Below are 23,226 nucleotides of genomic sequence, written 5' to 3' on the forward strand. Positions count from 1 at the left end.
GCTTATTTTTATTTCATCTGACAGAAATACAGTGTTTTCAAATACCGCTTATCTCCCTCTCAAGATAAGTCTTTACTTCCGCCAAACTGTCAAAACATTCTTCACACATCGAAAGCATAGCCTCTGTAGGTGATACAATATCCGGCACAAGCAGCGGTATCATTCCTGCCTGTCTGGCTGATAATAACCCGTTTCTGCTGTCCTCAACAGCTGCAGCCTGAGACGGCTCAATTCCGAGCTGTCTGCAGACAGCGAGATATATCTCAGGATCAGGCTTGCTGTGCGCTATCATATCTCCGCCTATAATAACCTTAAAATACTTTCTCAGTCCGGCACGCTCCAGATTCTCGATTATCTTACAATATTTAGTGGACGACGCAAGTCCTACGGTAAAATCAATACGGTAAAGATATTCAAGTATCTCCCTTGCACCCTTTTTTATCGGCATACCGCAGTTAATTATCCTGTCCTTAACGATAGAATCTATAATACCGTGATATTCCTCAACAGGAAAATCCTCACCATAGGTAAGCCTCAGCAAAGCTATAGTATCGGTTACGCTTAATCCTATGCATTTTTTTGCAGTATTCTCGATATCTCTGATGTTTTTATCAGCGCCGAGTATTTTCCATGCGTCAAGATACATTCTTTCGGTATCGAATAAAACTCCGTCCATATCAAATACTACCGCTTTTATCCTGCTCATAAAGCCTCTCCTTTAACCATAAATATGATCACTTGAAATACATATAAAGAGTACACTTTATCATTCCGTTATAAAGCTTGCGCTTTTTATCCGCCTGTCTGCCGAAAAACTTTTCAAAATCCTCATGAGGAGAAATTATATAGCAGGCTCTGTCACGAGAGGGAGAAAGCGCCTGGCCAAGCCGTTTATAAAGCTCCTCAGCCTCCCTTAACTCCAACATTCTTTCACCGTAAGGCGGATTGCACAGCGTAATAGAATTATCCGGCTGAGAAAATTTCAGTATATCCTGCCTAGAAACATCAAGCTTAGATCCTACTCCGGCCTTCTTTGCGTTTTCAAGAGTGAGTATTACCGCCTCTTCATCAATATCAAAGCCGAATCCGTGAAATTTACCCTGTTTGTCAATAGAATCCATAGCGTCGCTGCGTTCCTGCTGCCATATATCCTGAGATATCTGTTCCCAACTCTGCGCCGCAAAACGTCTCCTCAGTCCGGGCGCAACATTTAAAGCCTTATAAGCTGATTCTATAAGAAACGTTCCCGAACCGCACATTGGATCACAGACGACCGAATCAGCTCTTACTCTCGCAAGATCTACTATCCCGGCAGCCAGAGTTTCCTTAATAGGCGCAGCATTGCTGTTTTTCCTGTAACCTCTTTTATGAAGTCCTGCTCCGCTTGTATCAAGGTATATGGTGCATATATCCTTGTGAATAGAAAACTGGAGCTGATGAACCGCCCCGTCTTCATCGAACCAATTAACGCCGTATTTTGATTTAAGACGTTCAACCGCCGCCTTTTTAATTATTTTCTGACAATCGGGTATGCTGTGAAGCTGAGAATTAAGGGAATGTCCCTTAACCGGAAATGCGTCGTTCTTACCAATAAAATTCTCCAGCGGCAGCGCCCTTACTCCCTGAAAAAGCTCCTCAAAGCTTTTGGCTTCAAAGCTTCCAAGCTCAATCAGGACTCTTTCTGCCGTCGAAAGGCGAAGATTTGCCCTTGCAAGGATATTAAAATCTCCGTCAAAGGAGATCTTTCCGTCAGATACGCAAAGATTTTCTCCTCCTATTTTATTAATTTCAAATTTCAATACGCTTTCCAGACCGAAATGACAGGGACAGCAAAGCCTGATCTTACTCATATTTATATATCCTTTCTGCTGTTACAGCAAAGCCTCCGCCGGATTTCCGAAACGGAGGCTTGAGTTTTTTATCAATGACCGCCGGCACAGTATTCCGGCACGTTTGTCTGCTTGTAATATCCTGTAGCAGTGCTTGAACAGCTGCCGCTTGCGAGTTTTCCTGTTTTTGTGCAGTATTTTGCTTCAACTACGGTATCGGGCATTTCAAAATCATGATCCTTTTCAGACTCGGCAATATCTCCAAAAATATTCTTCCAGATAGCGCCGATATTCTGATATTCATTTGTCGGGATCTTTTTCTGCTCATCGTAGCCGATCCATACTCCGCTGACATAGTCGGGAGTACAGCCTACAAAGGACAGATCCTTCCAATCCGACGACGTACCAGTTTTTCCTGCAACTACCGTATTGTTAAGGCGCGCATAACGACCCGTTCCCTCCTGCTGAGAGATTACCGTCTGCATCATCTTATTCATTACATAAGCGGTAGATTCGCTTATTGCCTGCTTATAGCCGTCATTCTTCTCATATATTATATTGCCCTCAGCGTCCTCTATCTTTGCAATATAGGTAGCTTCGTACTTTTTACCGCCGTTTCCGAAGATCATATACGAGCCTACCAGCTCTTCAAGCTTCGTTCCGTTTGTAAAACCGCCGACCGTTACAGGAGAATAGTTTACGTCAGAATCTGTAAGCGTTGAATAATCAAGTTTCTCCTTTAGGAAATTATATGAATAAGCCGGAGTCATCTGGTCAATAAGCTGAGCCGGACAGGTATTCAGTGATTTCATCAGCATCTGCCATGTAAAATAATTATTGTTCGACCAGTTTTCGCTGTCGCCGGTCTCCGAATAGTTTACAGGCCATTTTTTATCCTTGCCGTCCTCTTTAATAGTGATAGGCTCGTCTTTAAAGAAAGTAGACCAGGTCATAAGATCCTGTTCCAGCGCCGGAGCATAGGAGGCTACCGGCTTTATACATGAACCCGGCGACCTTAACGCATCTGTAGCATTATTCCAGATACGTGATTCGGTTTTTTCATCACGTCCTCCGACTACCGCCAGAACATTGCCCTCGTAATCCATTGCAATAAATCCTGAAAGCAGGTTATCCTTTTCAAGATAGTAATTCTGGAAATTAGATACGTCCCGCATTTCCTTCTCTATCTTTTTCTGCATATTTATATCTACGGTAGTATAGATAGTATATCCGCCGTTATAAAGTCTTATCTGAGCTTCAGAGGTATCTATTCCCGCCTTATCCGAAATTATATTTATTGCCTCTTCTATCGCTTCGTCCATAAAATAAGAGGTCGGTCCCTGATCCTTAGTTTCGTCCTCATAAACCGTTGCGCTTGAAAAATCAGGATCTCCCGTAACTACGATCTCCTCATTTATAGCTTCTTCATATTCATTATCAGAAATAGCGCCGTTTTCAAGCATCTGATCCAGACAATACTTCTGCCTTATCCTGTTATTTTCCCTGTTCGTCAGAGGGTTATAGTAAACGGGAGATTTATTCATACCTGCAAGACAGGCAGCTTCGGCAAGAGTAAGCTCTGATACATCCTTGCTGAAGTAATAATTCGCAGCCGCCTGAACTCCTACAATATCCTGAACTCCGTCGGTAAGTCCGATTATATTTAGATACGACTGCAGAATATCCTCCTTCGTATAAACTTTTTCAACATTTATAGCGCGGAAAATTTCCCGTATCTTACGTTCAACTCCGGCTGTTCCCAAAGCGTCATCATCACCGGTAATATTCTTAATAGTCTGCTGAGTTATCGTAGAACCGCCCTCTCGGAAGCCCATAAGCGTTTTCAGTATAGCCGAAAAGGTTCTTTTGAAGTCAACTCCGTCATGCGAATAAAAACGCTCGTCCTCAGTATAAACAAAAGCGTCCTGAACGTACTGAGGTATATCCTCCAGGTCTACCCACTGAACCTTCTTCTGCTGATTTTTCAGCGCATAGTAAAGCAGATATTCCTGTGAATCCTCATCGTCCTCATCATAATCCGGATTCTTATACAAAAACCTTGAGATATTGCTTGAAACTACGCCCTTATCCAGATTTACCGTATCGTCGGTATCGGTAAAGTTCAGAACGTATATCGTCAGCGCAGTAGCAAAAATAGAGCCGGTTATAATTACTATAAGAATAAAGGAAAGCACTAGAGTACCGAATATTTTCAGCGCCCTGACCGCAGGATTACTCTTTTTTTTCTTCTTTTTGCCGGATTTCGGAGCCGTCTTTTTTATCTCTTCCATAACGCAAACCTTTCATCGTTCATTATAACTGTGTTTAATAAGAAACAGCACGACTGAAGCAAACGCCGAATTTGTCCGCTGTTATATTTTGCAGAAAGCGCGGCATTATTCCCCGCCGTGCCAAAACCGATCTGTAGATCCGGCAGCAAATATAAGCCGCAGCTTTGATTTTACCGTCACAGACCCTGAATCTATTATACCACATATGAATAAAAAAGTAAAGGGGACGAAACCTCGCCCCCATGAGTTTTAAGAATTTTTTAAGACCGAAAAGACTTACTCGTCCGCTTCATCGTCATATTCAGCGGTATCAGCGTCGTCGTCTGTAAGCAAAGCTCTCATTGAAAGGCTGATCCTCTTCTTGTCAAGGTCGATCTCAGTGATCTGAGCGTCAACTTCCTGACCTACAGAAAGAATATCCGCAACGTTGTCAACCCTCTGGTTGGCTATCTGAGAGATGTGGATAAGACCGTCAATTCCGCTGATTATCTGAGCGAACGCACCGAAGGAGGTGATAGAAACTATAGTAGCCTTTACTACCTGTCCTACCTGATAATTTGTCTTGAAAATCTCCCATGGATTATCTGAATCCTTCTTGTATACAAGAGAAACCTTTTTGGTTTCGGGATCTATATCCTTTATCTTTACCTCTACCTTATCGCCTACGCTTACAACGTCCGAAGGATGCTTGATCCTGTTCCATGACAGATCCATTCTTCTGACAAGACCGTCTACTCCGCCGAGATCAACAAATACGCCGTAATCTGTGATAGACTTTACCTCGCCCTCAACTACGTCGCCTGCCTTAGCGGTTTCAAAGAACTTAGCCTGAGCCGCCTCTCTCTCCTCGCGCTGAACGGCTCTGATCGAACCAACTGCTCTCTGCTTGCCCTCGTTGACCTCAAGTATTTTAAAATTAACTGTCTGCTTTAGCAGATTATTAAGGTCATAATCTCTTCTCGGCGCTGCCTGAGATGCAGGGATAAATACTTTAACTCCGTTAGAAGCAACAAGCACTCCGCCCTTGACAACATTTGCCACCGTTCCGGTAAGAACCGAATCCTCTTCCTTTGCGGCACAGATCTTCTCAAAGCCGAGAGCCGCATCTACTCTCTTTTTGGAGAGGGTAACTACACCGTCCTGATCGTTAGTCTTAAGAACGATAAGATCGATAGTATCTCCGACCTTAACAACATCCTCAACCGACTTTGACGGATCGTCGGTAAGCTCTGAAACAGGGATAACGCCCTGCTGCTTTGTGCCGAGATCAACATAAACTTCACTGTTGTTTGTACTAAGCACAGTACCGGTTACTCTCTTTCCAATATGTATTGGCTTAAGAGAATTCTCCATCTCCTCCACCCAGTTAAATTCTTCTTCATTGTTCAACATTTCACTCATGGTTTGTTGTACCTCCTTGATTATATAAGCCGGAGTCGATGCACCGGCAGAAATCCCGATAAAATTTGCACCTGATAAGTCTATATCAGCCAGCTCACCGGCATCCTCTATAAGATAGCAGCGGCAGTATTCTTCGCATACGGCTTTAAGCTTATGGGTATTGGAGCTGTTTTTCCCTCCGACGATTATCATCACGTCTGACTTTTCCGCAATAGCCGCCGCTTCCTTCTGCCGCTCGGCAGTCGCGCTGCATATCGTATCGTAAATAAGCGCTTCCGGAATCAGTTTTTCAGCTAATCTGCGGCATTCGCCCCATATCTTTTTATTATACGTCGTCTGAGCGAGAATTACAACCTTTTCAGACTGTAAATTCTCCGTTTTCACCAAATTTTCAAAGTCCTCACAGCCGGCGAACACAAAAGACGGCCCAATACAGTGACCCCTTATTCCAATAACCTCGGGATGACTGCTGTCGCCTGCTATAAGCACAGTATATCCGCTCTCGGATTTTTCACAGGCAATTTTATGTATTCTGTCAACAAAAGGACAGGTTGCATCTACAACTGTACAGCCCAGCTGCGACAGGCTTTCATAAACTTTCCTTCCTACTCCGTGAGAACGTATAATAACAGTATGCTCCGGTCTGACCTCGTCAAGAGCTACCGATCTGCAGCCCCTTGCCTCAAGATCCGACACGACATTTTTGTTATGAATTATAGGACCTAAAGTTACAACATTATTTCGGTTATCTAATTCATTATACACTATTTTTACGGCTCTGTCTACACCAAAACAGAAACCTGCGGTCTTGGCAGTGCAAATTTTACATTTTGTTAACATTTAATATACCAGCTCGGTTATAGCGTTCATTATCTTGGTTTTCAATGTTTTCAGATCCCTGGGGCCTGTAGTTTTAACTGCAAGCTCCTCAGGCTTTATAGGCTTGCCGAACCGAACAACTACCTTTCTTCTGAATCTAAGCTTTCCCTCAAAATTAATTCCTACCGGAACAACCGGAACCTGAGCTATTGCAGCGATAAGAGCAACGCCGGTCTTGCCCTTTCCTACCTTTCCGTCTTTAGAACGGGTCCCCTCAGGAAATATAACGAGATTCCTGCCCATTTCAAGCTTTTCAACGGAAACATCAATAGCCGCCGTATCTCCCTTTCCTCTTGTTACGGGAAAAGCGCCGAACGCTTTTATAAGACCTGTAAAAAATACATTCTGATGAAAAAGCTCCTCCTTTGCCATATAAGAAAGCGGAACTCTCGTCGGAAGCGCAATAAATACCGGATCGGTATAGCTGCGGTGATTTGAAGCAAATATATTGCTTCCGTCCTTAGGAATATTCTCCGTACCCTCATAGGACAGCCTGAACCAAAGCTTTAAAATAAGCTTTACTACAGGTCTTAAAATACCGTAAAAAAACATTCTGACAGGGCTGAGCTTTCTGCCGCGCTTTACCGGTCTTACCTGCGCTATCTCCTTAGGTTCATGCTTTTTCGGCTTTTCCCCGTTTTTTTTTGCGTCTGTTTTTTTCGTAACTATTTTATAAATAGCCTCTATCGTTTCATCAAGGGTAAGACTGGTAGAATCAACCTCTATTGCGTCCTCAGCCTTTTTCAGCGGAGCGATCTCACGATGAGTATCGTTATAATCACGCTGCTTTATATCCTCCAATACCTGTTCATAAGTTGAAGGATCGCCCTTTTCCTGCAATTCCTTAAAACGCCGCTGCGCCCTTTCCTCTGCCGAAGCAGTAAGAAATATCTTTACGTCAGCTTTCGGAAGCACTACCGTACCTATATCTCTTCCGTCCATTATTATATCGTTTTCCTCGGCTATGCTTTTCTGAAGCTCAAAAAGAAACTCTCTTACCTCGGGCAGGGCGGATACCTGCGACGCCCCCATTGATATCTCAGGGGTTCTTATCTTCTCCGAAACATCCTCTCCGTTAAGTATGACCCTCTGAGAGCCGTTTATATATGAAAGCTTAATATCTGTTTCGCTTAAAAGCGGACAGACCTGCGTTGAATCCTTTGTATCCGCTCCCCTTGAAATAACACAGTACGCAATAGAACGGTACAGCGCACCGGTATCAGCATACACATATCCAAGCCTTTGAGCAAGCTTTTTTGCAATAGTGGATTTCCCTGCTCCGGACGGTCCGTCAAGCGCAATATTTATTCCCATCGTTTTTCCTCCTGTTATACAACATCATTATAAATCAGCAGCGCAGGCATACGCCGTTGAAAATGCGATCTGCAGATTAAAGCCTCCCGTATGGCCGTCAACATCAAGAACCTCGCCTATAAAATACAGACCGCTTATCAGCTTTGATTCCATAGTTTTGGGAGATACCTCCCTGACGTCAACTCCGCCCCTTGTTATGATCGCCTCTTTGATAGGTCTGAGAGACTTAACGGTAAAACGCATATCCTTCAGAAGCTCAGCCAAATGCCTTCGCTCCGTTTTTGTTATCTGGTTTACCTTTTTATACGGCTCGATACCGCTGAGCTTAACCGCCGTATCTATCATTTTAGACGGAAGCAGCTTTTTCAGCGAGTTTGCGAAATCTCGATTAGGATATTCGCTGAAATCACGGAGAATACGCTCGTCAAGCTTTTCAATCGGCAGTGCCGGCTTTAAATCTATAGAAACCGCATATCTTCCCTTAGTTATCTTATCCATATGAGCCGAAGCCGACAGTGCAAGAGGACCTGACAAGCCAAAATGCGTAAAAAGCAGCTCCCCAAGCTCAGAAAACAATGTTTTTTCCGACTGAACATCATAAAGAGTAAGAATACAGTTTCTGAGTGAAAGCCCCATCATTTCTGCGCAGTAGCTCTCCTCAGTTACTATAGGACAAAGAGACGGAGAAATTTCAGTTACGCTATGCCCTGCCTGAGCCGCAAACCTATAGCCGTCGCCGGTAGAGCCTGTAATTGGATATGACATACCTCCTGTAGCTACAACTACCTTAGGCGCAAAATATTCCGAAGCCCCGCACCTTACTCCCTTTACCGCATTATCCTCTGAAATAAGCTCCAATGCGTTATCGTAAACAAACCTTACGCCCGCCTGTCCTGCCGCACCGATCAGCGCATTCAGAACAGACTCCGCCTTATCGCTTTCAGGAAAGACCCTGCCGCCCCGCTCTGTTTTAAGCGCAACTCCCAGCGATTCAAAAAACGCCATTGTATCCTCCGGCGAAAATCGTGAAAGAGAGGAATACATAAATCTCGGGTTTCTGGGAATATTCTTCATTACCGTTTCCGTATCGCAGTTATTTGTAACGTTACACCTGCCCTTTCCTGTTATAAGAAGCTTTCTTCCGGGCTTTCGCATATGCTCAATAACAGTTACCTTATTTCCGAGCCATGCCGACTGAACGGCGCAGAAAAGTCCTGCCGCTCCGCCGCCTATGATAATAATTTCAGACATTAAATCTCTCCCGTGCCGTTTATCAGAACTTTGCAGTTTTACAGTAATACCATTTTTATATCCGACAGCCTACGGCTGATAAACATCATATTCTTCCCAGATACGCTCCAGACGTTCAAAGCTTTTTGAAACCTTATCGACATTGCTTATGGAAACCGCCGCTATAAGTGCGTTAATAAGGCTCAGCGGCGCAACCAGAGAATCCACAAAGGAAGCCATATCGCTGCTGGCGAGAAGAAGATCATCAGCGTACTGAGCTAGGGGGGATTCAGCCGAATCTGTTATTGCTATTACGCTTGCCCCTTTATTGCTTGCATACTGAAGAGCCTTTACGGTCTGACGGGAATACCTGGGGAATGAGATACCGATTATAACATCCTTCTCATCCATATGCATTATCTGCTCGAACATTTCGCTGGTAGTTGTATTTCTAATAAGCTTAACTCTGGGAAAGATAAGCGTAAAATAATAATTCAGAAAGCTTGCCAGCGGAGCCGCGCTTCTTGCCCCCAGAATATAAATAGTATTGCAGGCTATAATTTTGTCAACTGCGCTGTTGAAATCCTCCTTTGACGTTTCTTCAAGCGTACGGCGTATCTTATCAATATCAAGATTAAGCACCCTTTCAAGCACATCGTCCCGGTTCATTCGGTCGGAAGTAACCTCTATTCTCTGAACTGCCGTAAGCCTGTTTCTCATAAGATCCTGAAGCGCCCTCTGCAATGCGGGATAACCGTCATAGCCAAGCTCCGACGCAAATCTGACGACCGTAGACTCGCTTACTCCGACGGTTTTTCCAAGCTTCTGAGCCGTCATAAAAGCCGCCTTATCGTAATGTGCAAGTATATAATTCGCTATCAGCTTGTGACCCTTGGAAAGCTTTGGCTGACGCTCTTCTATCAGCGAAAATAAATCCTTTTTCATAAGTTTTCCCATGCGTCGGCATGGGTTCGCCTCCCTTTTTCTGAATTAAAGCGGCTTACTCCCAAAGGGAATCCAACAGCCTGTTTATTTTTTTACGGCGCTCGGCGGTTTCTTCCGCAAGAACGGTATAAACGCCGTTTTTGTATTCGATAATATCTCCCTCCGCCGCATTTTGAGCCTGTACGCAGGGGATAATTACTTTATTTCCAATTTTGTCCTCGCAGACAAAGCTTTCGCCCTCCCTGCGGTCTATAATAAGCTTCATATTCATTCTCCAGGCATTTAAAATTGCTTTGTTACTTTATTTCGTCAGCGACAGACCCTTTCCGTCGGAAAGAAAAACTATCGTTTTATCGTCGCGGGTTATGTATATATTCTCAGCGTACTTTTCAAGTCTTACCAGAGTTTCATCACTTGGGTGACCGTACTTATTGTCCAGTCCGCAGGATATCACAGCATATTTTGGGGAAACAGCCGTAAGAAATCCGCTTGATGACGACGTAGAACTGCCGTGATGTCCGACTTTCAGCACCTTTGCCGATAAATCGAAGCCCTGCTCCAGCATTTCCTTTTCTTCCTCAGTTTCACAGTCGCCGGTAACAAGAAAGCTGTTATCACCGTGAACTATCTTTACAAGAACCGAATAATTATTGAGATCACTATGCTCCTCCTTAGACGTAAACAGCTGTACTTCAGCGCTGCCCAAAGTAAAACTTTCGTCCTGAGCCTTAGTAATTTTCATTTTTCTGTTTTTAATGGAACTTAGCATATTTTCAAAGGTCTTTGAAGTTGGCGTCATAGCCTTTGGGATCTCAGGCATTATGAATTTATCCGTTTCAAAGCTGTCAATTATTTCACTCATTTCTCCGATATGATCTGAATGAGGATGAGTCGCTATAATTACGTCAAGCTTTTTTATCCCCAGCTTTTGAAGATATTTGATTACTGTATTGTCCTCATCGCGGTCTCCGCAGTCTATGAGCATTGTTTTTCCGTCTGATATAACAAGTGAGCAGTCGCCCTGACCTACGTCTATAAAATGAACCTGCGTATCCGAGTTTTCAACTACAGCCGGCTTTTCCTCAAGCCCCAGCTTTATTCTCCAGTCGCTGTAGGTAAAGACCCCCGTCCTGTCAAGCACAAACAAAGCTGCCGCAGCCAGCGCCGTAACGATCAGCGCAGCAAACGTAAGCTTATGTCTGAACACGTTTGCAGAATGACCGAACTTCTTACGTTTGCGTGTATTAGACATAAAATACCTCCCGTCTGCGCTTTTCCTTCGCTCCATTAAATTCCAAGGCCGCAGTTTCTACAGTATTGAACCGGTGTTTTCTATTTCATTGCCTGACGTTCAAGCCATTCTTCCTTGGAAATATTTATTTTTCTCGGCTTAGAGCCTTCCTGAGGACCTATTATGCCCATTTCTTCAATCTCGTCCATTATCCTGGCTGCCCGTGGAAAACCAAGCTTGAGCTTTCTCTGCAAAAACGCTGTAGACGCATTGCCGGTTTCCACGATTATTGATATAGCCTGAGCGGTAAGATCGTCGTCAGTATTGACAGAAACGTCGCAGTCAGCGCCTTTATTTTTAGGCTGAGGAATATTCTGCTCAACCTCATGAATAACCTCTTCATTATATTCTGTTTTATGCTCACTTTTAAGAAACTTAACAAGATTTCTTATTTCAGCGGTAGAAGCAAAGCCGCTCTGTATACGCAGAGGCTTAGGCATACCTACCGGCTTATACAGCATATCTCCCTTGCCGAGAAGCTTTTCAGCTCCTATTTCATCAAGTATTACTCTCGAATCGGTATTGTTAGATACCGAAAGCGCAGTTCTGCTGGGGATATTGGCTTTGATAAGACCGGTAAGAACGTCTACTCTGGGCGACTGAGTAGCGATAAGCATATGCATTCCCGCCGCTCTTGCCAGCTGTGCAAGACGCATTACCGATTCCTCTACCTCGGATTTTGCCGCAAGCATAAGATCTGCAAATTCGTCTACTACTATTACTATCTGAGCAAGCTTTGTTCTTTCGAGCTCCGGATTTTCATCAACAAACTGATTATAATCCTCAAGATTTTTCGTTCCGTTAGCCTCAAAAAGCTTATATCTTCTCATCATTTCATTTACTGCCCAGCCAAGCGCTCCCGCCGCCTTTAACGGTTCGGTAACGACCGGGATAAGCAGGTGCGGAATTCCGTTATACATAGGAAACTCTACCTTTTTTGGGTCAATAAGAATAAGCTTTACCTCGTCAGGCGAGGCATGAAAAAGTATATTTAGTATAATCGAGTTGGTAAATACCGACTTTCCGGAACCGGTAGTTCCCGCAATAAGCATATGAGGCATTGAAGCAATATCTCCTATAACTATCTTGCCCTCAATATCCTTCCCCACAGCAAACGACAGCTTGCCCCTTGCGCTGCGGTATTCCTCGCTGTCTATCAGCTCACGCATTGAAACGCTGTCCCGATGAATATTCGGTATCTCGATACCTATTGCCGCCTTGCCCGGAATAGGCGCTTCAATTCTTACTCCGTTTGCGGCAAGATTAAGCGCTATATCGTCGGCAAGATTGGTTATCTGCTTTACCTTTACTCCCGCCGCAGGCTGAAGCTCGTATCTCGTTACGGACGGTCCTCTGTGAATCCCGATAATTCTCGTCTTAACGCCAAAGGTTTCAAGAGTTTCAACAAGCTTTTGAGACTTTTCTTCTATTTCTCTCTGTGCAAGCTCCGGAGAAGTGGAATTAACGGAATATTTAAGAATATCGACTGGCGGATAAACATAGGCAGGAACGGTTTCCTTTTGCTCCAGTATCGAAGTCTGCCCTTCCTCGTCAACAAAAACCTCCTTGGGCTTAGAATGGTTTTCCTTTTCTAGCTTTTCTTCAATTTTTTCCTGTTCCTTAGCGACCGCCTTTTCGATAATGCGCTTCAGCTCCTGCTCCTCAGCTTTTTTATCGCTGCCTGAGCTGTTATCTTCAGACTTAGGCATTCTTACAGGATCGAGAGGAAGCTTTATATCCGAAGTATCATCATTTTCCTGTTTTCCTGCATCCTGAGCATAAGGAAATATTCCTGCGTCCTGGGTGTTATCTTCTTCCTGATAATATTTAGCTATATCTATACGAACCCTTTTATCAGATTTTCTGCTCTGCTTTTTCTCAGTTTTTTCTTTAGGAGGCTGCATAGCTCTTTCAATACGCTCTTCGCTTACCGCCTTATATCCGCCGACAAAAGGCTTTGAGATAATTTTAAACAGCTCGGGAAGCGTCAGGTCGGTAAGGAGCATGATAAAGGTAAAATCAAGCAAAATAATAATTATAGCTCCTCCGACACGCTTGAATGCCGCAAGCAGGGGCCAGCCAAGCGCTGCGCTTGCAATTCCTCCGCCGTTAAGCCTTATTCCGTCGTTGTACAGACCCTTGAGCTTTAAAAGAAACGTTTTCCCCTCAACCGTTCCGTTAAACAAGATCTGAGCCGTTCCGCTTAACAGAAGCATAAGCACCAATCCCTGAACGATCCTTGCAATTACGGCGTTATGAGATCTGTCCGATGCTATCTGAAGCGCAACGTAAATGATCATTGGCCCTGCAAGAAATACAGACATACCTAAAACGCCTCTGTTTACCTCATAAAGGCTTGTCCACAGACCGTCGCCTTTTATAAAGGTAACCAGAAGCTCCAGAACACCGGCGAAAAACAGTATGTACGACCAAAAGCGTCTTTGCTCACGTTCTCTTGCCGCTTGAACCGCACTTTTCTTGACAGCCTGAGCAGAACCCTTTGCACCCTTGGGAGCAGGACTCTTAGCAGCGTTTTTATTCGTATTTGATTTTGAACCGGAAGCCGCTTTGCTCTTGCTTCCTGACGCTGACTTTGAAGCTGCAGGTTTCTTTGCCGCCGCCATTATATTTTTTCACCACCGTAAAATCTCATTAACAGCAATGCAGGACCGCACCGGGCAGTCCCGCGTCATAAATAGCATTATCCAATAGTTATTGCGTGTCCGATAAACTTCTCGATTATCGAAATAACAATAACTGTTATTCCAAGAATGAAGGTATAGTAACCGAAAATTTTAAATTTATCTGTCTTTACAAGCCAGCTTACCATTTTTATAGCGCATATTCCCACAAATGCGGCAACTATAAAGCCTACAAGACAGCTTCCCCATTCTATTTCAGCACCTGTTCCGACTGCGTCCTTGACCTCGGTAATACAGCCAAGCATTATTACCGGTATTCCTAAAATAAACGAATACTTTACCGCCGTATCTCTCGTCATTCCGGAAAACAGTCCGGCGCTTATCGTAGAACCTGAACGGGATACTCCCGGAAGCAGGGCAACTCCCTGAAAGAAGCCTACTGCAACGGCGTCCTTGCCGGTAATATCGGCGGGAGTCTTTCTGCCCTTCATACAGCGGTCCGACATAAAGAGCAGTCCCGCGGTATAAAGGAAGCAAAGTCCTTCGGCAAATATGCTTTTATCCTCAGATATACCCGTAAACCAGTCGAGGAAAGGTGCAAACGGCAGCAGGCAGGCACAGGATATAACCATCATTATAATCATTCGTCTTTCCGGATTCATGCTTTTATAAGAAAATTTACCTGTAAATATATCCTTTATAAGCACCACCAGTTCCTTAAGCATTGCCGCAATCGTAGTCCTGAAAGCAATAAATACAGCTACAAGCGTTCCGAGATGAAGCACAGCCGAAAAGAATAATGCTCCCTCGCCGTTATTTCCTGTAAAATGCTGATATAATGATAGATGCCCCGAGCTTGAAACGGGCAGAAATTCCGTCAGGCCCTGGATTATTGCCTGAAAGACCGCATTAATTACACTCATTATGTACTTTCCTTTCCGAAAATAAAATTCTGCAGTTATATTTTATGTAGCTAAGCCCTGTGATCAGGGCTTGAAAATCACTTTAAATATTCATACGGGTCAGTTTTTACCTCAAGGTAATTGCTGTGGCTGTTTTCATAAACACTGTCGGTGCGGAGAACGTCATATATATTTACAATAGTATAAAGCATTTTATTCCTCCTTGCCTCCGGCTTCTATCATTTCATAAAGGCACTCGATAGCGTCCGACAAACCGCCCAGCTGGTCAATAAGACCAACCTCTACCGCTCTTTCTCCGTCGAGAACTGTTCCGACGTCCATCATAAGCTCGCCAGTAGTCATCATAAGCTCTCTGAAAACATCAGAGCTTATTCTTGAATTATCGGTTACGAACCTGACAATACGCTCCTGCATCTTATCAAAATACGAAAGCGTCTGCGGAACGCCCAGAACCAGTCCGTTCATTCTTACGGGATGAATAGTCATTGTAGCTGACGGAACAATAAAGGATTTTTTAGCGCAGACCGCAAGAGGAACTCCTATAGAATGACCTCCTCCTACTACAAGCGACACTGTAGGAGTTTTCATTCCCGCCACAAGCTCTGCAATAGCAAGTCCGGCTTCAACATCGCCTCCGACGGTATTGAGAATAATAACTAAACCTTCAATGGATCTGTCCTGTTCTATAGCGACAAGCGCAGGGATTATATGCTCATACTTGGTTGTTTTATTCTGAGGAGGCAGAATATAATGTCCTTCGACCTGTCCAATTATATTAAGACAGTGGATAAGGTGCTTTGCATTCGGGGTCGCGATCTCCCCCATTTCCTTGATCTGTTCGCGCTGCTGCTCCGTATCCTCAGGCGCAGGATTATTATTGCTGCTGCCGTCATTTTCCTGCGGCGGCTGCTGGATCTCTCCGTTATTCTGATTATCCGGCATATTTTACGGTCATGCCTCCAAACGGAAGCACTGCTCCTTTCGCAAAGTTTTATATAACCTAGTATAATCAAACCTCTGCGTAATATGCAGGAAATATTCCAAACGTTTTTAAGCATAACATATTTAATGAGTTATGTCAACATTACGCCGCCTTTATATGCAGGATTTCGCCATTGTCCTGCAAAAAGTTTTTGCTTTATTCATATTCTGTCGAAAGCGTTTCATTGACCCAATTGACAAGATCAATAAAGGTTTCACGGCTCAGAACCGAAAAATACTTATTTGCCGGCTGACCGTTGTGAGTAAGACTGTCCGTCAGGCAGTAGCCGTCGGCAGAAATAGTTACCTGTACCTGATCCTGAGTGCTGAGTCCGAAAACTATCTGAATAAAATCCAGAGTTTCGTCCTTGCTGGGCTGTCTAACTGCAGTTTCGCTTCCGAAGCTTGTTATCATTTTATTCAGCTCGCTGTAATGATCGCCGCTGAGAATATAGCATTCACCATATACGTTTCCTATTTTCAGCCTGACCATTCCGTAAACGCCCTCAAAAACTTTCACATTGTAATAATCATCAAAGATTATAAAGTAATGCTGCCCTGAGGAAGAAGCCTTAAATGCAGCAGAGTATTTTTTTGAAGTAATTATTTCATTCGGGTCTATACGCTCAATACTATCCCATTTTTTATCGTATGCGGTTTTACCGTAAACCTTCAGCTCCGAAAGCTCCTTTTCCGCATCGTTGTCATATACGGAGGAAACGGTTATTTCATCGGGAGAAAACCTGTAATCCTCTATAAGCTTTCCGTAGCCTCCGCTTACTCTGAGATAATCGGGAGCCATTCCCGATTTGTCAGGATAGCTGAGCTTTATAAGATCGTTTGCCGCCAGTTCAGCTGAAGCATACTTTTCAGCTTCGATCACTACCGTTCCGTGCTTATTTATAATACCGACAAAGCCGTCCTTCTCAAATACATAATATGTATCAAGGTAGCATTCAATGCATGAATATCCTTCAAACGGCTGCTCGTCAACCTTGCTTACAAGCTCGTCTTTATTAAATGAAGAAAAGACCTCGTTTGACAGCATATCCATCGCTGATTTGTCTTCAAGAAATACAGGAAAAGAATAATCCTTGATCTCAACAGGCGAAAGCGTCGTATTTGCCCCCGGCTTTTTTGTTCCGCTCTGACTGCTCTGCGGGTTATTTTTATCTTTTTCGCAGGAGGTCATAGCTAATGCCGCTACCGCCGCACATAAAATCAACGGCAGTATTTTTTTTAATTGCATTTAAAAATTCATCTCCGATCTTTATATCCTTACACACGTTTTGTTATACACTATATATTATACCACAAGCCCTGCCATAAATCAAGTGGCAGCAGCCCTTGCATTTTTTTAGTAATATATAAAAATATGAAAGGGCAAAAAAAATGCAGAGCAACGGTGCTCTGCGGAAAATAAAATAAAAAAACTATGTGTAGAACAAAAGAAAGGAGACAACAAAACGGATGTTAAATCAAACAAATATTGTTCAATATCCTTAACATCAATTAGATTATACTCTATTTTTCCTAAATAGTCAAGGCAATGCGATAAACATTTTTAAACGCTTAACTTTTTCGGCGGTTTGTACAAATAACGCCTGTATTTACTGGACATTTTAACGCTAAAATAATATTTATTTTTAAAATAAGCTAAAACGCACTTAAAATAATAATATCTTTTAACTAAGTCTTATGTAAGTTTATGAAATAAAAATACAAATTTTTGAAATAAGGGAAGGAAGTCTGCTTTACAGCAGCTCCCCGCAATCCGCACCTAAAAGTACAGACTTCGAGGAACTGCCGTGAAGACGAAACAGAGCAAACCCGCTTACCTGACCGTCCTTCAGAAAACAGGCTCCCTTTCCTTATGTCAAAAATCAATTTTCACAGAAAACTGAATTAAGACATCTCCACCAGCTCGTTATCTCTGAAAAACAGTGAGATGCACCAGATCGCTGAAATTGCAACCAGTACATAAATAATTCTGCTGATTACCGCCGCAGAACCTCCGAACAAGAAGGCTACGAGGTCAAACTGGAAAATTCCGATAAGCCCCCAGTTGATCCCTCCGACGATTAGCAGAAAAAGTGCAATCTTATCCAGCATTATAAATACCGCCCTTTCTGTAAATGGTATGACCTGCTAAAGACAGCTTTTTTGTCCTTGCAATCTTATTATTGCCGCAGTAAAAATAAATATACGCAGCAAATAATATTTTTTGTCCGAAAAAGGTTTCGCTTTTTAGAAAATATTTGCCGTCAGTGTCTGCTTTTGTTCAGAATTGCTCAAAATAAGCTCTGAAATTCTATTTAATAATATACAAAAAACACTGGACATTGATTTTTAAATATGGTATAATTATTGATATTAAACGTTTACGTTCATTAAACTATACAGCGCTGAAAAATCAGCGGCAGAGAACGTACAGCAGGATATACCTGATTCAGTTATAAAAGGACAAAAAGGGGATATAATTAAATGAGCTGCACTGTCGATACGGTCTTTAATTTTAAAGGAATAAAATGCGTAAAGCTTGAAAGCAGAAAGTACTTTGCGGTAGTTTCTCCGGAAATCGGCTCCTCTGTACTGAGATTTTTTGACAAAGAAAACGGCATTGAAATATTCCGTTACAGAGAAGACTGCACGATAGCTGATATAAATAAAGCAAGAGAGATCTGGGGACTTCCTACCCTGTATCTTCCCAACCGCTTTGACGGCGGTATAATCAGAACCTCGGACGCAATCTACAAGCTGCCGATAAACGAAAAAAAGCTCGGCAATTTTCTTCACGGCTGGGTGCACAAAAGAACTCACAAGGTTGAACAAGCTTTTACCGACTGCGGAAAAGCCGTTCTTAAAACCTCATATACTTTCGGCGCAGAAGACGAAATGTACAGCTTTTTCCCTGTTGACTTTAAAATTTCATATACCTTTACGCTTTCAGACGAAAGAGGACTGGAGCAGGAAATATATCTTGAAAACAAAAGCAAAAAAAGACTTCCTGTTTCTCTCTGTACACATACCTGCCTAAACGCCCCTATGACAAAAGGCGGAAGCGAGGAAGCAATGCGTCTATGCGTACCTGTCGGACAAAAGTGCGAGCTTGACGAAAGATGTCTTCCTACCGAAAAGCTGCTGCCGCTGTCAGACTGGGATATTGAATACAAAAAGGGACTAAAGCGTCCTACTCTCCAGGTCATTTCAAACGATATGTACACCGCCGCTATGAATACGCTTGACGGTAAGGATTTTTACGGAACAGTAGTTACGGATACCGCAACGGGGCATAAGCTCTGCAACGAAGTATCTGAAGAATTCAAATTCTGGAATATGTGGAACCATGACGGCGATAAGGGTTACTTCTGCCCCGAGCCTATGACTGCGATGATAAATTCTCCTAATTTAAGTCTGCCCGAAGAAGTCAGCGGATATACAGAGCTTGCAGAGGGTGAGAAATTTACCTGTCGGCAGAGATTTTTTACCCGGCTTAATTAAAAATAAGGAGCAACTAAAAATGAACAAAGCACTTCTAGCGCTTATTGCTGCGGCTGCTTTCGTAATGACGTCCTGCAGCTCCGGAGAAAGAAGTTCATCAAGCTTGCAGGCTGCGGAAAGCCGAGCTGAAAAGTCTTCCTCCGCTGTTTCGTCCTCATCTCAGGATAAAAACCTGCCGAAATCGTCATACAAGGATCTAAATGAAGAAGATAAAAAGCACGTCGATTCAGCAAAAAGCGTAATAAACGATTGGTTTTCCTATATGAGCAAAGCTGAATATTCAAAGGCAAATACTCTCTGCACGAGAGATTTTATCAGGCGCTTCCATTTCGATGAGTTTACCGACGGGGAAAACGCAAGCAAAGCGACCGCTGAATTTTATGACGACGCCCTGGAAGTAACCAGAGATCCTCAGGGAAGCGTCATTATCTCTGTCAAAACCAAATCGGTATCTCATGACTCCTCCAAAAGCTCGGCTTACGGAATATTTCAGGTTTTATATAAAGACGGCGCTTATCTTATCGCAAATATCGAAAATACCGATCAAGCAGAAAATAATTCAGGAAATTAATTAATGAAAATTAATTTACATATATAAATATTGAAAGGTGGATTTTAAAAATGAAATTCGGTTTTTTTGATGACGTTAATAAGGAATACGTTATCACCAACCCAAAAACTCCCTATCCCTGGATAAACTATCTGGGAACTCAGGAATTTTTCTCGCTTATATCCAATACTGCGGGCGGCTATCACTTCTTCAAGGACGCTAGGCTCAGAAGAATTACACGTTACCGCTACAACAATGTTCCCGTTGATATGGGCGGAAGATATTTTTACATAAACGACGGCGATACGATCTGGTCTCCTGGCTGGAGTCCTGTAAAGACTGAGCTTGACGCTTACTCCTGCCGTCACGGTATGGGTTATACTATTATCAAGGGTGAAAAGAACGGGATAGAAGCAGAAGTAACATTCTTCGTTCCTCAGAATTTCAACGGCGAGGTTCAGAAGGTAGTGCTTAAAAACACCTCGGACAAGTCTAAATCGTTTAAGCTGTTCTCGTTTATTGAGTGGTGTCTGTGGAACGCTCAGGACGACTCTACAAACTTCCAGAGAAACTTCAATACGGGCGAGGTTGAAATCGAAGGCTCGACTATCTACCATAAAACAGAGTACAAGGAGCGCCGTGATCACTTTGCTTTCTATACCGTAAACGCCGACATCTGCGGCTTTGATACCGACAGAGAAAGCTTTATCGGTCTTTACAACGGCTTTGAAAATCCTCAGGCTGTAGCTGCGGGAAAAGCCAATAATTCAGTTGCCGACGGCTGGTCGCCTATCGCTTCCCACTGCCTTGACATGACCCTCGGTGCGGGCGAAGAAAAAACTTTAGTATTCCTGCTGGGCTATGTTGAAAACGGCGCCGACAAGTGGAATGCCGACGGCTCAATGAATAAGTCAAAGGCATATGAAATGATAGAGTCTATGAACACTGCCGAAAAGGCTGACAAAGCTCTCGCCGAACTTAAAGAAACCTGGGACGCTCTGCTTTCACAGTATCACGTTGAAACAGGTGATGATAAGCTGAACAGAATGGTAAATATCTGGAATCAGTATCAGTGTATGGTTACCTTCAATATGTCGCGTTCAGCTTCTTACTTTGAGAGCGGTATCGGAAGAGGAATGGGCTTCAGAGATTCAAATCAGGACCTTCTCGGATTCGTTCACCAGATCCCCGAAAGAGCAAGAGAAAGAATTCTTGATCTTGCCGCTACTCAGCTTGAGGACGGCGGCTGCTATCACCAGTACCAGCCTCTTACCAAAAAGGGCAACAACGAGATCGGCGGTGACTTCTCAGACGATCCGCTGTGGATGATACTTTCAACCGCACAGTACATCAAGGAAACCGGCGACTACTCAATTCTTGACGAAATGGTCCCCTATGACAACGACGAAAGCAAAGCTCAGACAATGATGCATCACCTTAAGCAGAGCTTCTGGCACGTTGCTAAGTTTGTAGGTCCTCACGGTCTGCCTCTTGCAATGAGAGCCGACTGGAACGACTGTCTGAACCTTTCCTGTCATTCGGATATCCCCGGAGAAAGCTTCCAGACTTATACCTCTCCTAAGTACGGCGAAGACAAGTTCAGCCGTGTTGCAGAATCTGTAATGGTTGCCGCTATGATGTCCTTCATCGGTCCTGAATACGTTGCCCTTTGCAAATATAAGGGACTTGACGAAGAAGCTTCAAAGGCACAGTCTGAAATTGATAAAATGAACGAAAACACTATGAAATACGGTTGGGACGGAGAATGGTTCCTGCGTGCTTACGATGACTTCGGCAACAAGGTCGGTTCTCATGAATGCGAGGAAGGCAAGATATTCATTGAACCGCAGGGATTTGCGGTAATGGGAGGACTCGGAAAAGATTCCGGAAAGGATATTCTTACCCTCAACAGCGTAAAGAAATATCTCGATTCAAAATATGGCCTTGTTCTTAATAATCCCGCTTTTACTAAATACTATAAGGAATACGGCGAGATCTCTACATATCCCGGAGGATATAAGGAAAACGCAGGTATCTTCTGTCACAATAACGCATGGATAATATGCGCAGAAGCGGCTATCGGACGCGGAGATCAGGCGTTTGAATACTATTCAAAGATCGCCCCTGCATACCTTGAAGAAATTTCCGACCTGCACAGAACCGAGCCGTATGTTTACGCTCAGATGATCGCAGGAAAGGACGCAGGCAGACACGGAGAGGCTAAAAACTCATGGCTTACAGGTACTGCCGCATGGAATTTTGTAGCGGTTTCACAGTATATCCTCGGAATAATTCCCGACTACGACGGTCTTAAGGTAGACCCATCTATTCCGGAAGCCTGGGACGGCTATAAGCTTACAAGAAAATTCCGCGGAAACACTTATAATATTACGTTTAAGAATCCGGATCATGTTTCAAAGGGAGTAAAGAGCGTAACGGTTGACGGAGTTAAGATCAACGGAAACGTTCTGCCGGTATTCGACGAAGGAACAGTTCACGAAGTCGAAGTAGTTCTCGGCTGATAAAACAAAATATTATTTACCGGTGCGCCTGTTATTTTTAACGGCGCACTTTTTCTGCCGTATTACATGATAAATTCGTTTTTTGTCCATGTAAACCATGAAATTTGTGCTAAATATCAATTTACGGCATTAAAAGACGGCGTTTTTCTATATCCTTTTTATTTATATAATTATTGACAGCATTTTTTCATTATGATATAATATATCATTGGGATATGGTAAATTTACATATATTTTTAATGGAATAATTGTATGAATGACCAAAAAAGGAGAAGTGAACATGAAAAAAATAATCTCGGCACTTACAGGAGCTGCCGTTTCCGCCGTACTGGTATTTAGCTGTACGCTTGCCGCATTTGCAAAGGAAGACGTTGAGATAGACGTTTCAGACGCCAAGGAATCCTCAGATCACGGACAATCCTTTGAGCTTACCCCCGACGTATTTGATCCTTTAAGACTGTCGGCAAATTCTCAGATCAAAATAGAGTTCAAAACCGGTTCAGACTATGAAAAATCTCCTGTAGAGCTTATAATTAAAAGCAGTGACAATACTGACTCCCCAAACGCCGACGATAAGGGTAATGTTTGGGCGAAGGTCGCTCCGTCAAGCTTCGGAGACGGAGAAGCCGCATTCGATTTTGAGGATATGGCAGCGGCGTACGGTACTAAGGATTTCAAGCAGGTCAAGGGGATACTTATAGGAGATACCGGGATCACATCCGTAAAGCTTACAAAAATGACTGTAACAAACTGCATAGCACAAGAAGATCTGGAAGACGGCAATGCGCTCAAATCTGTAAAGATAGACTGCAAAAACGCCAAAGAAGCCGCAAACTGGGGACGCAGCATGACAATTGAGTATTCTGATTTCGATACTACAAGAATGACCTCAAAATCACAGATAATAGTAGATTATAAGATCGATAA

17 protein-coding genes and 1 pseudogene are annotated in these 23,226 nt (G+C 43.3%); 4 read left to right on the forward strand and 14 right to left on the reverse strand.

Annotated elements, in window-relative coordinates:
* Positions 1 to 37 precede the first annotated feature (37 nt).
* From ACYQ0H_RS07990 to ACYQ0H_RS08055, 14 genes are all read right to left on the reverse strand, one after another.
* Complete coding sequence (locus ACYQ0H_RS07990; protein WP_459812316.1) at positions 38 to 706, reverse strand: HAD family hydrolase; 669 nt, start codon at positions 704 to 706, stop codon at positions 38 to 40.
* Between the two features lie 28 nt (positions 707 to 734).
* Positions 735 to 1,850, reverse strand: a complete 1,116-nt coding sequence (locus ACYQ0H_RS07995) for a THUMP domain-containing class I SAM-dependent RNA methyltransferase (protein WP_459812317.1) — start codon at positions 1,848 to 1,850, stop codon at positions 735 to 737.
* Positions 1,851 to 1,921: 71 nt separating this feature from the next.
* Positions 1,922 to 4,120: a transglycosylase domain-containing protein gene (locus ACYQ0H_RS08000; RefSeq protein WP_459812318.1), complete on the reverse strand. Its 2,199-nt coding sequence runs from the start codon at positions 4,118 to 4,120 to the stop codon at positions 1,922 to 1,924.
* A 276-nt stretch (positions 4,121 to 4,396) separates the two neighbouring features.
* Complete coding sequence (locus tag ACYQ0H_RS08005) at positions 4,397 to 6,361, reverse strand: bifunctional 4-hydroxy-3-methylbut-2-enyl diphosphate reductase/30S ribosomal protein S1 (RefSeq protein WP_459812319.1); 1,965 nt, start codon at positions 6,359 to 6,361, stop codon at positions 4,397 to 4,399.
* The gene (gene cmk / locus ACYQ0H_RS08010; protein WP_459812320.1) at positions 6,362 to 7,714 is read right to left on the reverse strand and encodes a (d)CMP kinase; all 1,353 of its coding nucleotides are present in this window, start codon (positions 7,712 to 7,714) and stop codon (positions 6,362 to 6,364) included. It abuts the gene before it with no gap.
* Positions 7,715 to 7,741: 27 nt separating this feature from the next.
* The gene (locus ACYQ0H_RS08015) at positions 7,742 to 8,965 is read right to left on the reverse strand and encodes a BaiN/RdsA family NAD(P)/FAD-dependent oxidoreductase (RefSeq protein ID WP_459812322.1); all 1,224 of its coding nucleotides are present in this window, start codon (positions 8,963 to 8,965) and stop codon (positions 7,742 to 7,744) included.
* A 69-nt stretch (positions 8,966 to 9,034) separates the two neighbouring features.
* Positions 9,035 to 9,889 (reverse strand): MurR/RpiR family transcriptional regulator, encoded by an 855-nt coding sequence (locus ACYQ0H_RS08020; RefSeq protein WP_459812323.1) that lies wholly within the window; start codon positions 9,887 to 9,889, stop codon positions 9,035 to 9,037.
* 55 nt (positions 9,890 to 9,944) lie between these two features.
* Entirely contained in the window at positions 9,945 to 10,154 is a 210-nt protein-coding gene (locus tag ACYQ0H_RS08025; protein WP_459812324.1) for a DUF3006 domain-containing protein, read from the reverse strand.
* Positions 10,155 to 10,190: 36 nt separating this feature from the next.
* A complete protein-coding gene (locus ACYQ0H_RS08030) occupies positions 10,191 to 11,141 on the reverse strand; it encodes a ComEC/Rec2 family competence protein (RefSeq protein WP_459812325.1) in 951 nt (316 codons plus the stop codon).
* A gap of 80 nt (positions 11,142 to 11,221) precedes the next feature.
* Positions 11,222 to 13,804 carry an FtsK/SpoIIIE family DNA translocase gene (locus ACYQ0H_RS08035; RefSeq protein ID WP_459812326.1) on the reverse strand — a complete coding sequence of 861 codons (2,583 nt, stop codon included), beginning with the start codon at positions 13,802 to 13,804 and terminating at the stop codon, positions 11,222 to 11,224.
* A 77-nt stretch (positions 13,805 to 13,881) separates the two neighbouring features.
* Positions 13,882 to 14,745, reverse strand: coding sequence for an undecaprenyl-diphosphate phosphatase (locus tag ACYQ0H_RS08040; protein WP_459812327.1), 864 nt, complete (start codon positions 14,743 to 14,745; stop codon positions 13,882 to 13,884).
* Positions 14,746 to 14,937: 192 nt separating this feature from the next.
* The gene (locus ACYQ0H_RS08045) at positions 14,938 to 15,687 is read right to left on the reverse strand and encodes a ClpP family protease (RefSeq protein ID WP_459812328.1); all 750 of its coding nucleotides are present in this window, start codon (positions 15,685 to 15,687) and stop codon (positions 14,938 to 14,940) included.
* A 196-nt stretch (positions 15,688 to 15,883) separates the two neighbouring features.
* Positions 15,884 to 16,975: a hypothetical protein gene (locus ACYQ0H_RS08050; RefSeq protein ID WP_459812329.1), complete on the reverse strand. Its 1,092-nt coding sequence runs from the start codon at positions 16,973 to 16,975 to the stop codon at positions 15,884 to 15,886.
* Between the two features lie 656 nt (positions 16,976 to 17,631).
* On the reverse strand, positions 17,632 to 17,838 hold the full coding sequence (locus ACYQ0H_RS08055; protein ID WP_459812330.1) for a DUF378 domain-containing protein: 207 nt from the start codon (positions 17,836 to 17,838) through the stop codon (positions 17,632 to 17,634).
* Between the two features lie 372 nt (positions 17,839 to 18,210).
* Between ACYQ0H_RS08055 and ACYQ0H_RS08060 the strand changes: the two genes are divergently transcribed.
* From ACYQ0H_RS08060 to ACYQ0H_RS08075, 4 genes and pseudogenes are all read left to right on the forward strand, one after another.
* Positions 18,211 to 19,227, forward strand: a complete 1,017-nt coding sequence (locus ACYQ0H_RS08060) for an aldose 1-epimerase (protein WP_459812331.1) — start codon at positions 18,211 to 18,213, stop codon at positions 19,225 to 19,227.
* 19 nt (positions 19,228 to 19,246) lie between these two features.
* A complete protein-coding gene (locus tag ACYQ0H_RS08065) occupies positions 19,247 to 19,798 on the forward strand; it encodes a hypothetical protein (protein ID WP_459812332.1) in 552 nt (183 codons plus the stop codon).
* Positions 19,799 to 19,848: 50 nt separating this feature from the next.
* Entirely contained in the window at positions 19,849 to 22,299 is a 2,451-nt protein-coding gene (locus ACYQ0H_RS08070) for a glycoside hydrolase family 94 protein (RefSeq protein ID WP_459812333.1), read from the forward strand.
* Between the two features lie 280 nt (positions 22,300 to 22,579).
* Positions 22,580 to 23,226, forward strand: a pseudogene (locus ACYQ0H_RS08075) (hypothetical protein); the annotation flags it as partial.

This window comes from Hominimerdicola intestinalis, assembly GCF_054655215.1.

Coding starts and splice junctions, on each gene's coding strand:
- ACYQ0H_RS08060 (WP_459812331.1), top strand. CDS start 18,211: ATGAGCTGCACTGTCGATACGGTCTTTAATTTTAAAGGAATAAAATGC.
- ACYQ0H_RS08020 (WP_459812323.1), bottom strand. CDS start 9,889: ATGAAAAAGGATTTATTTTCGCTGATAGAAGAGCGTCAGCCAAAGCTT.
- ACYQ0H_RS08000 (WP_459812318.1), bottom strand. CDS start 4,120: ATGGAAGAGATAAAAAAGACGGCTCCGAAATCCGGCAAAAAGAAGAAA.
- ACYQ0H_RS08050 (WP_459812329.1), bottom strand. CDS start 16,975: ATGCAATTAAAAAAAATACTGCCGTTGATTTTATGTGCGGCGGTAGCG.
- ACYQ0H_RS08070 (WP_459812333.1), top strand. CDS start 19,849: ATGAAATTCGGTTTTTTTGATGACGTTAATAAGGAATACGTTATCACC.
- ACYQ0H_RS08045 (WP_459812328.1), bottom strand. CDS start 15,687: ATGCCGGATAATCAGAATAACGGAGAGATCCAGCAGCCGCCGCAGGAA.
- ACYQ0H_RS08005 (WP_459812319.1), bottom strand. CDS start 6,361: ATGTTAACAAAATGTAAAATTTGCACTGCCAAGACCGCAGGTTTCTGT.
- ACYQ0H_RS08040 (WP_459812327.1), bottom strand. CDS start 14,745: ATGAGTGTAATTAATGCGGTCTTTCAGGCAATAATCCAGGGCCTGACG.
- ACYQ0H_RS08065 (WP_459812332.1), top strand. CDS start 19,247: ATGAACAAAGCACTTCTAGCGCTTATTGCTGCGGCTGCTTTCGTAATG.
- ACYQ0H_RS08035 (WP_459812326.1), bottom strand. CDS start 13,804: ATGGCGGCGGCAAAGAAACCTGCAGCTTCAAAGTCAGCGTCAGGAAGC.
- ACYQ0H_RS08055 (WP_459812330.1), bottom strand. CDS start 17,838: ATGCTGGATAAGATTGCACTTTTTCTGCTAATCGTCGGAGGGATCAAC.
- ACYQ0H_RS08030 (WP_459812325.1), bottom strand. CDS start 11,141: ATGTCTAATACACGCAAACGTAAGAAGTTCGGTCATTCTGCAAACGTG.
- cmk (WP_459812320.1), bottom strand. CDS start 7,714: ATGGGAATAAATATTGCGCTTGACGGACCGTCCGGAGCAGGGAAATCC.
- ACYQ0H_RS07995 (WP_459812317.1), bottom strand. CDS start 1,850: ATGAGTAAGATCAGGCTTTGCTGTCCCTGTCATTTCGGTCTGGAAAGC.
- ACYQ0H_RS08015 (WP_459812322.1), bottom strand. CDS start 8,965: ATGTCTGAAATTATTATCATAGGCGGCGGAGCGGCAGGACTTTTCTGC.
- ACYQ0H_RS08025 (WP_459812324.1), bottom strand. CDS start 10,154: ATGAAGCTTATTATAGACCGCAGGGAGGGCGAAAGCTTTGTCTGCGAG.
- ACYQ0H_RS07990 (WP_459812316.1), bottom strand. CDS start 706: ATGAGCAGGATAAAAGCGGTAGTATTTGATATGGACGGAGTTTTATTC.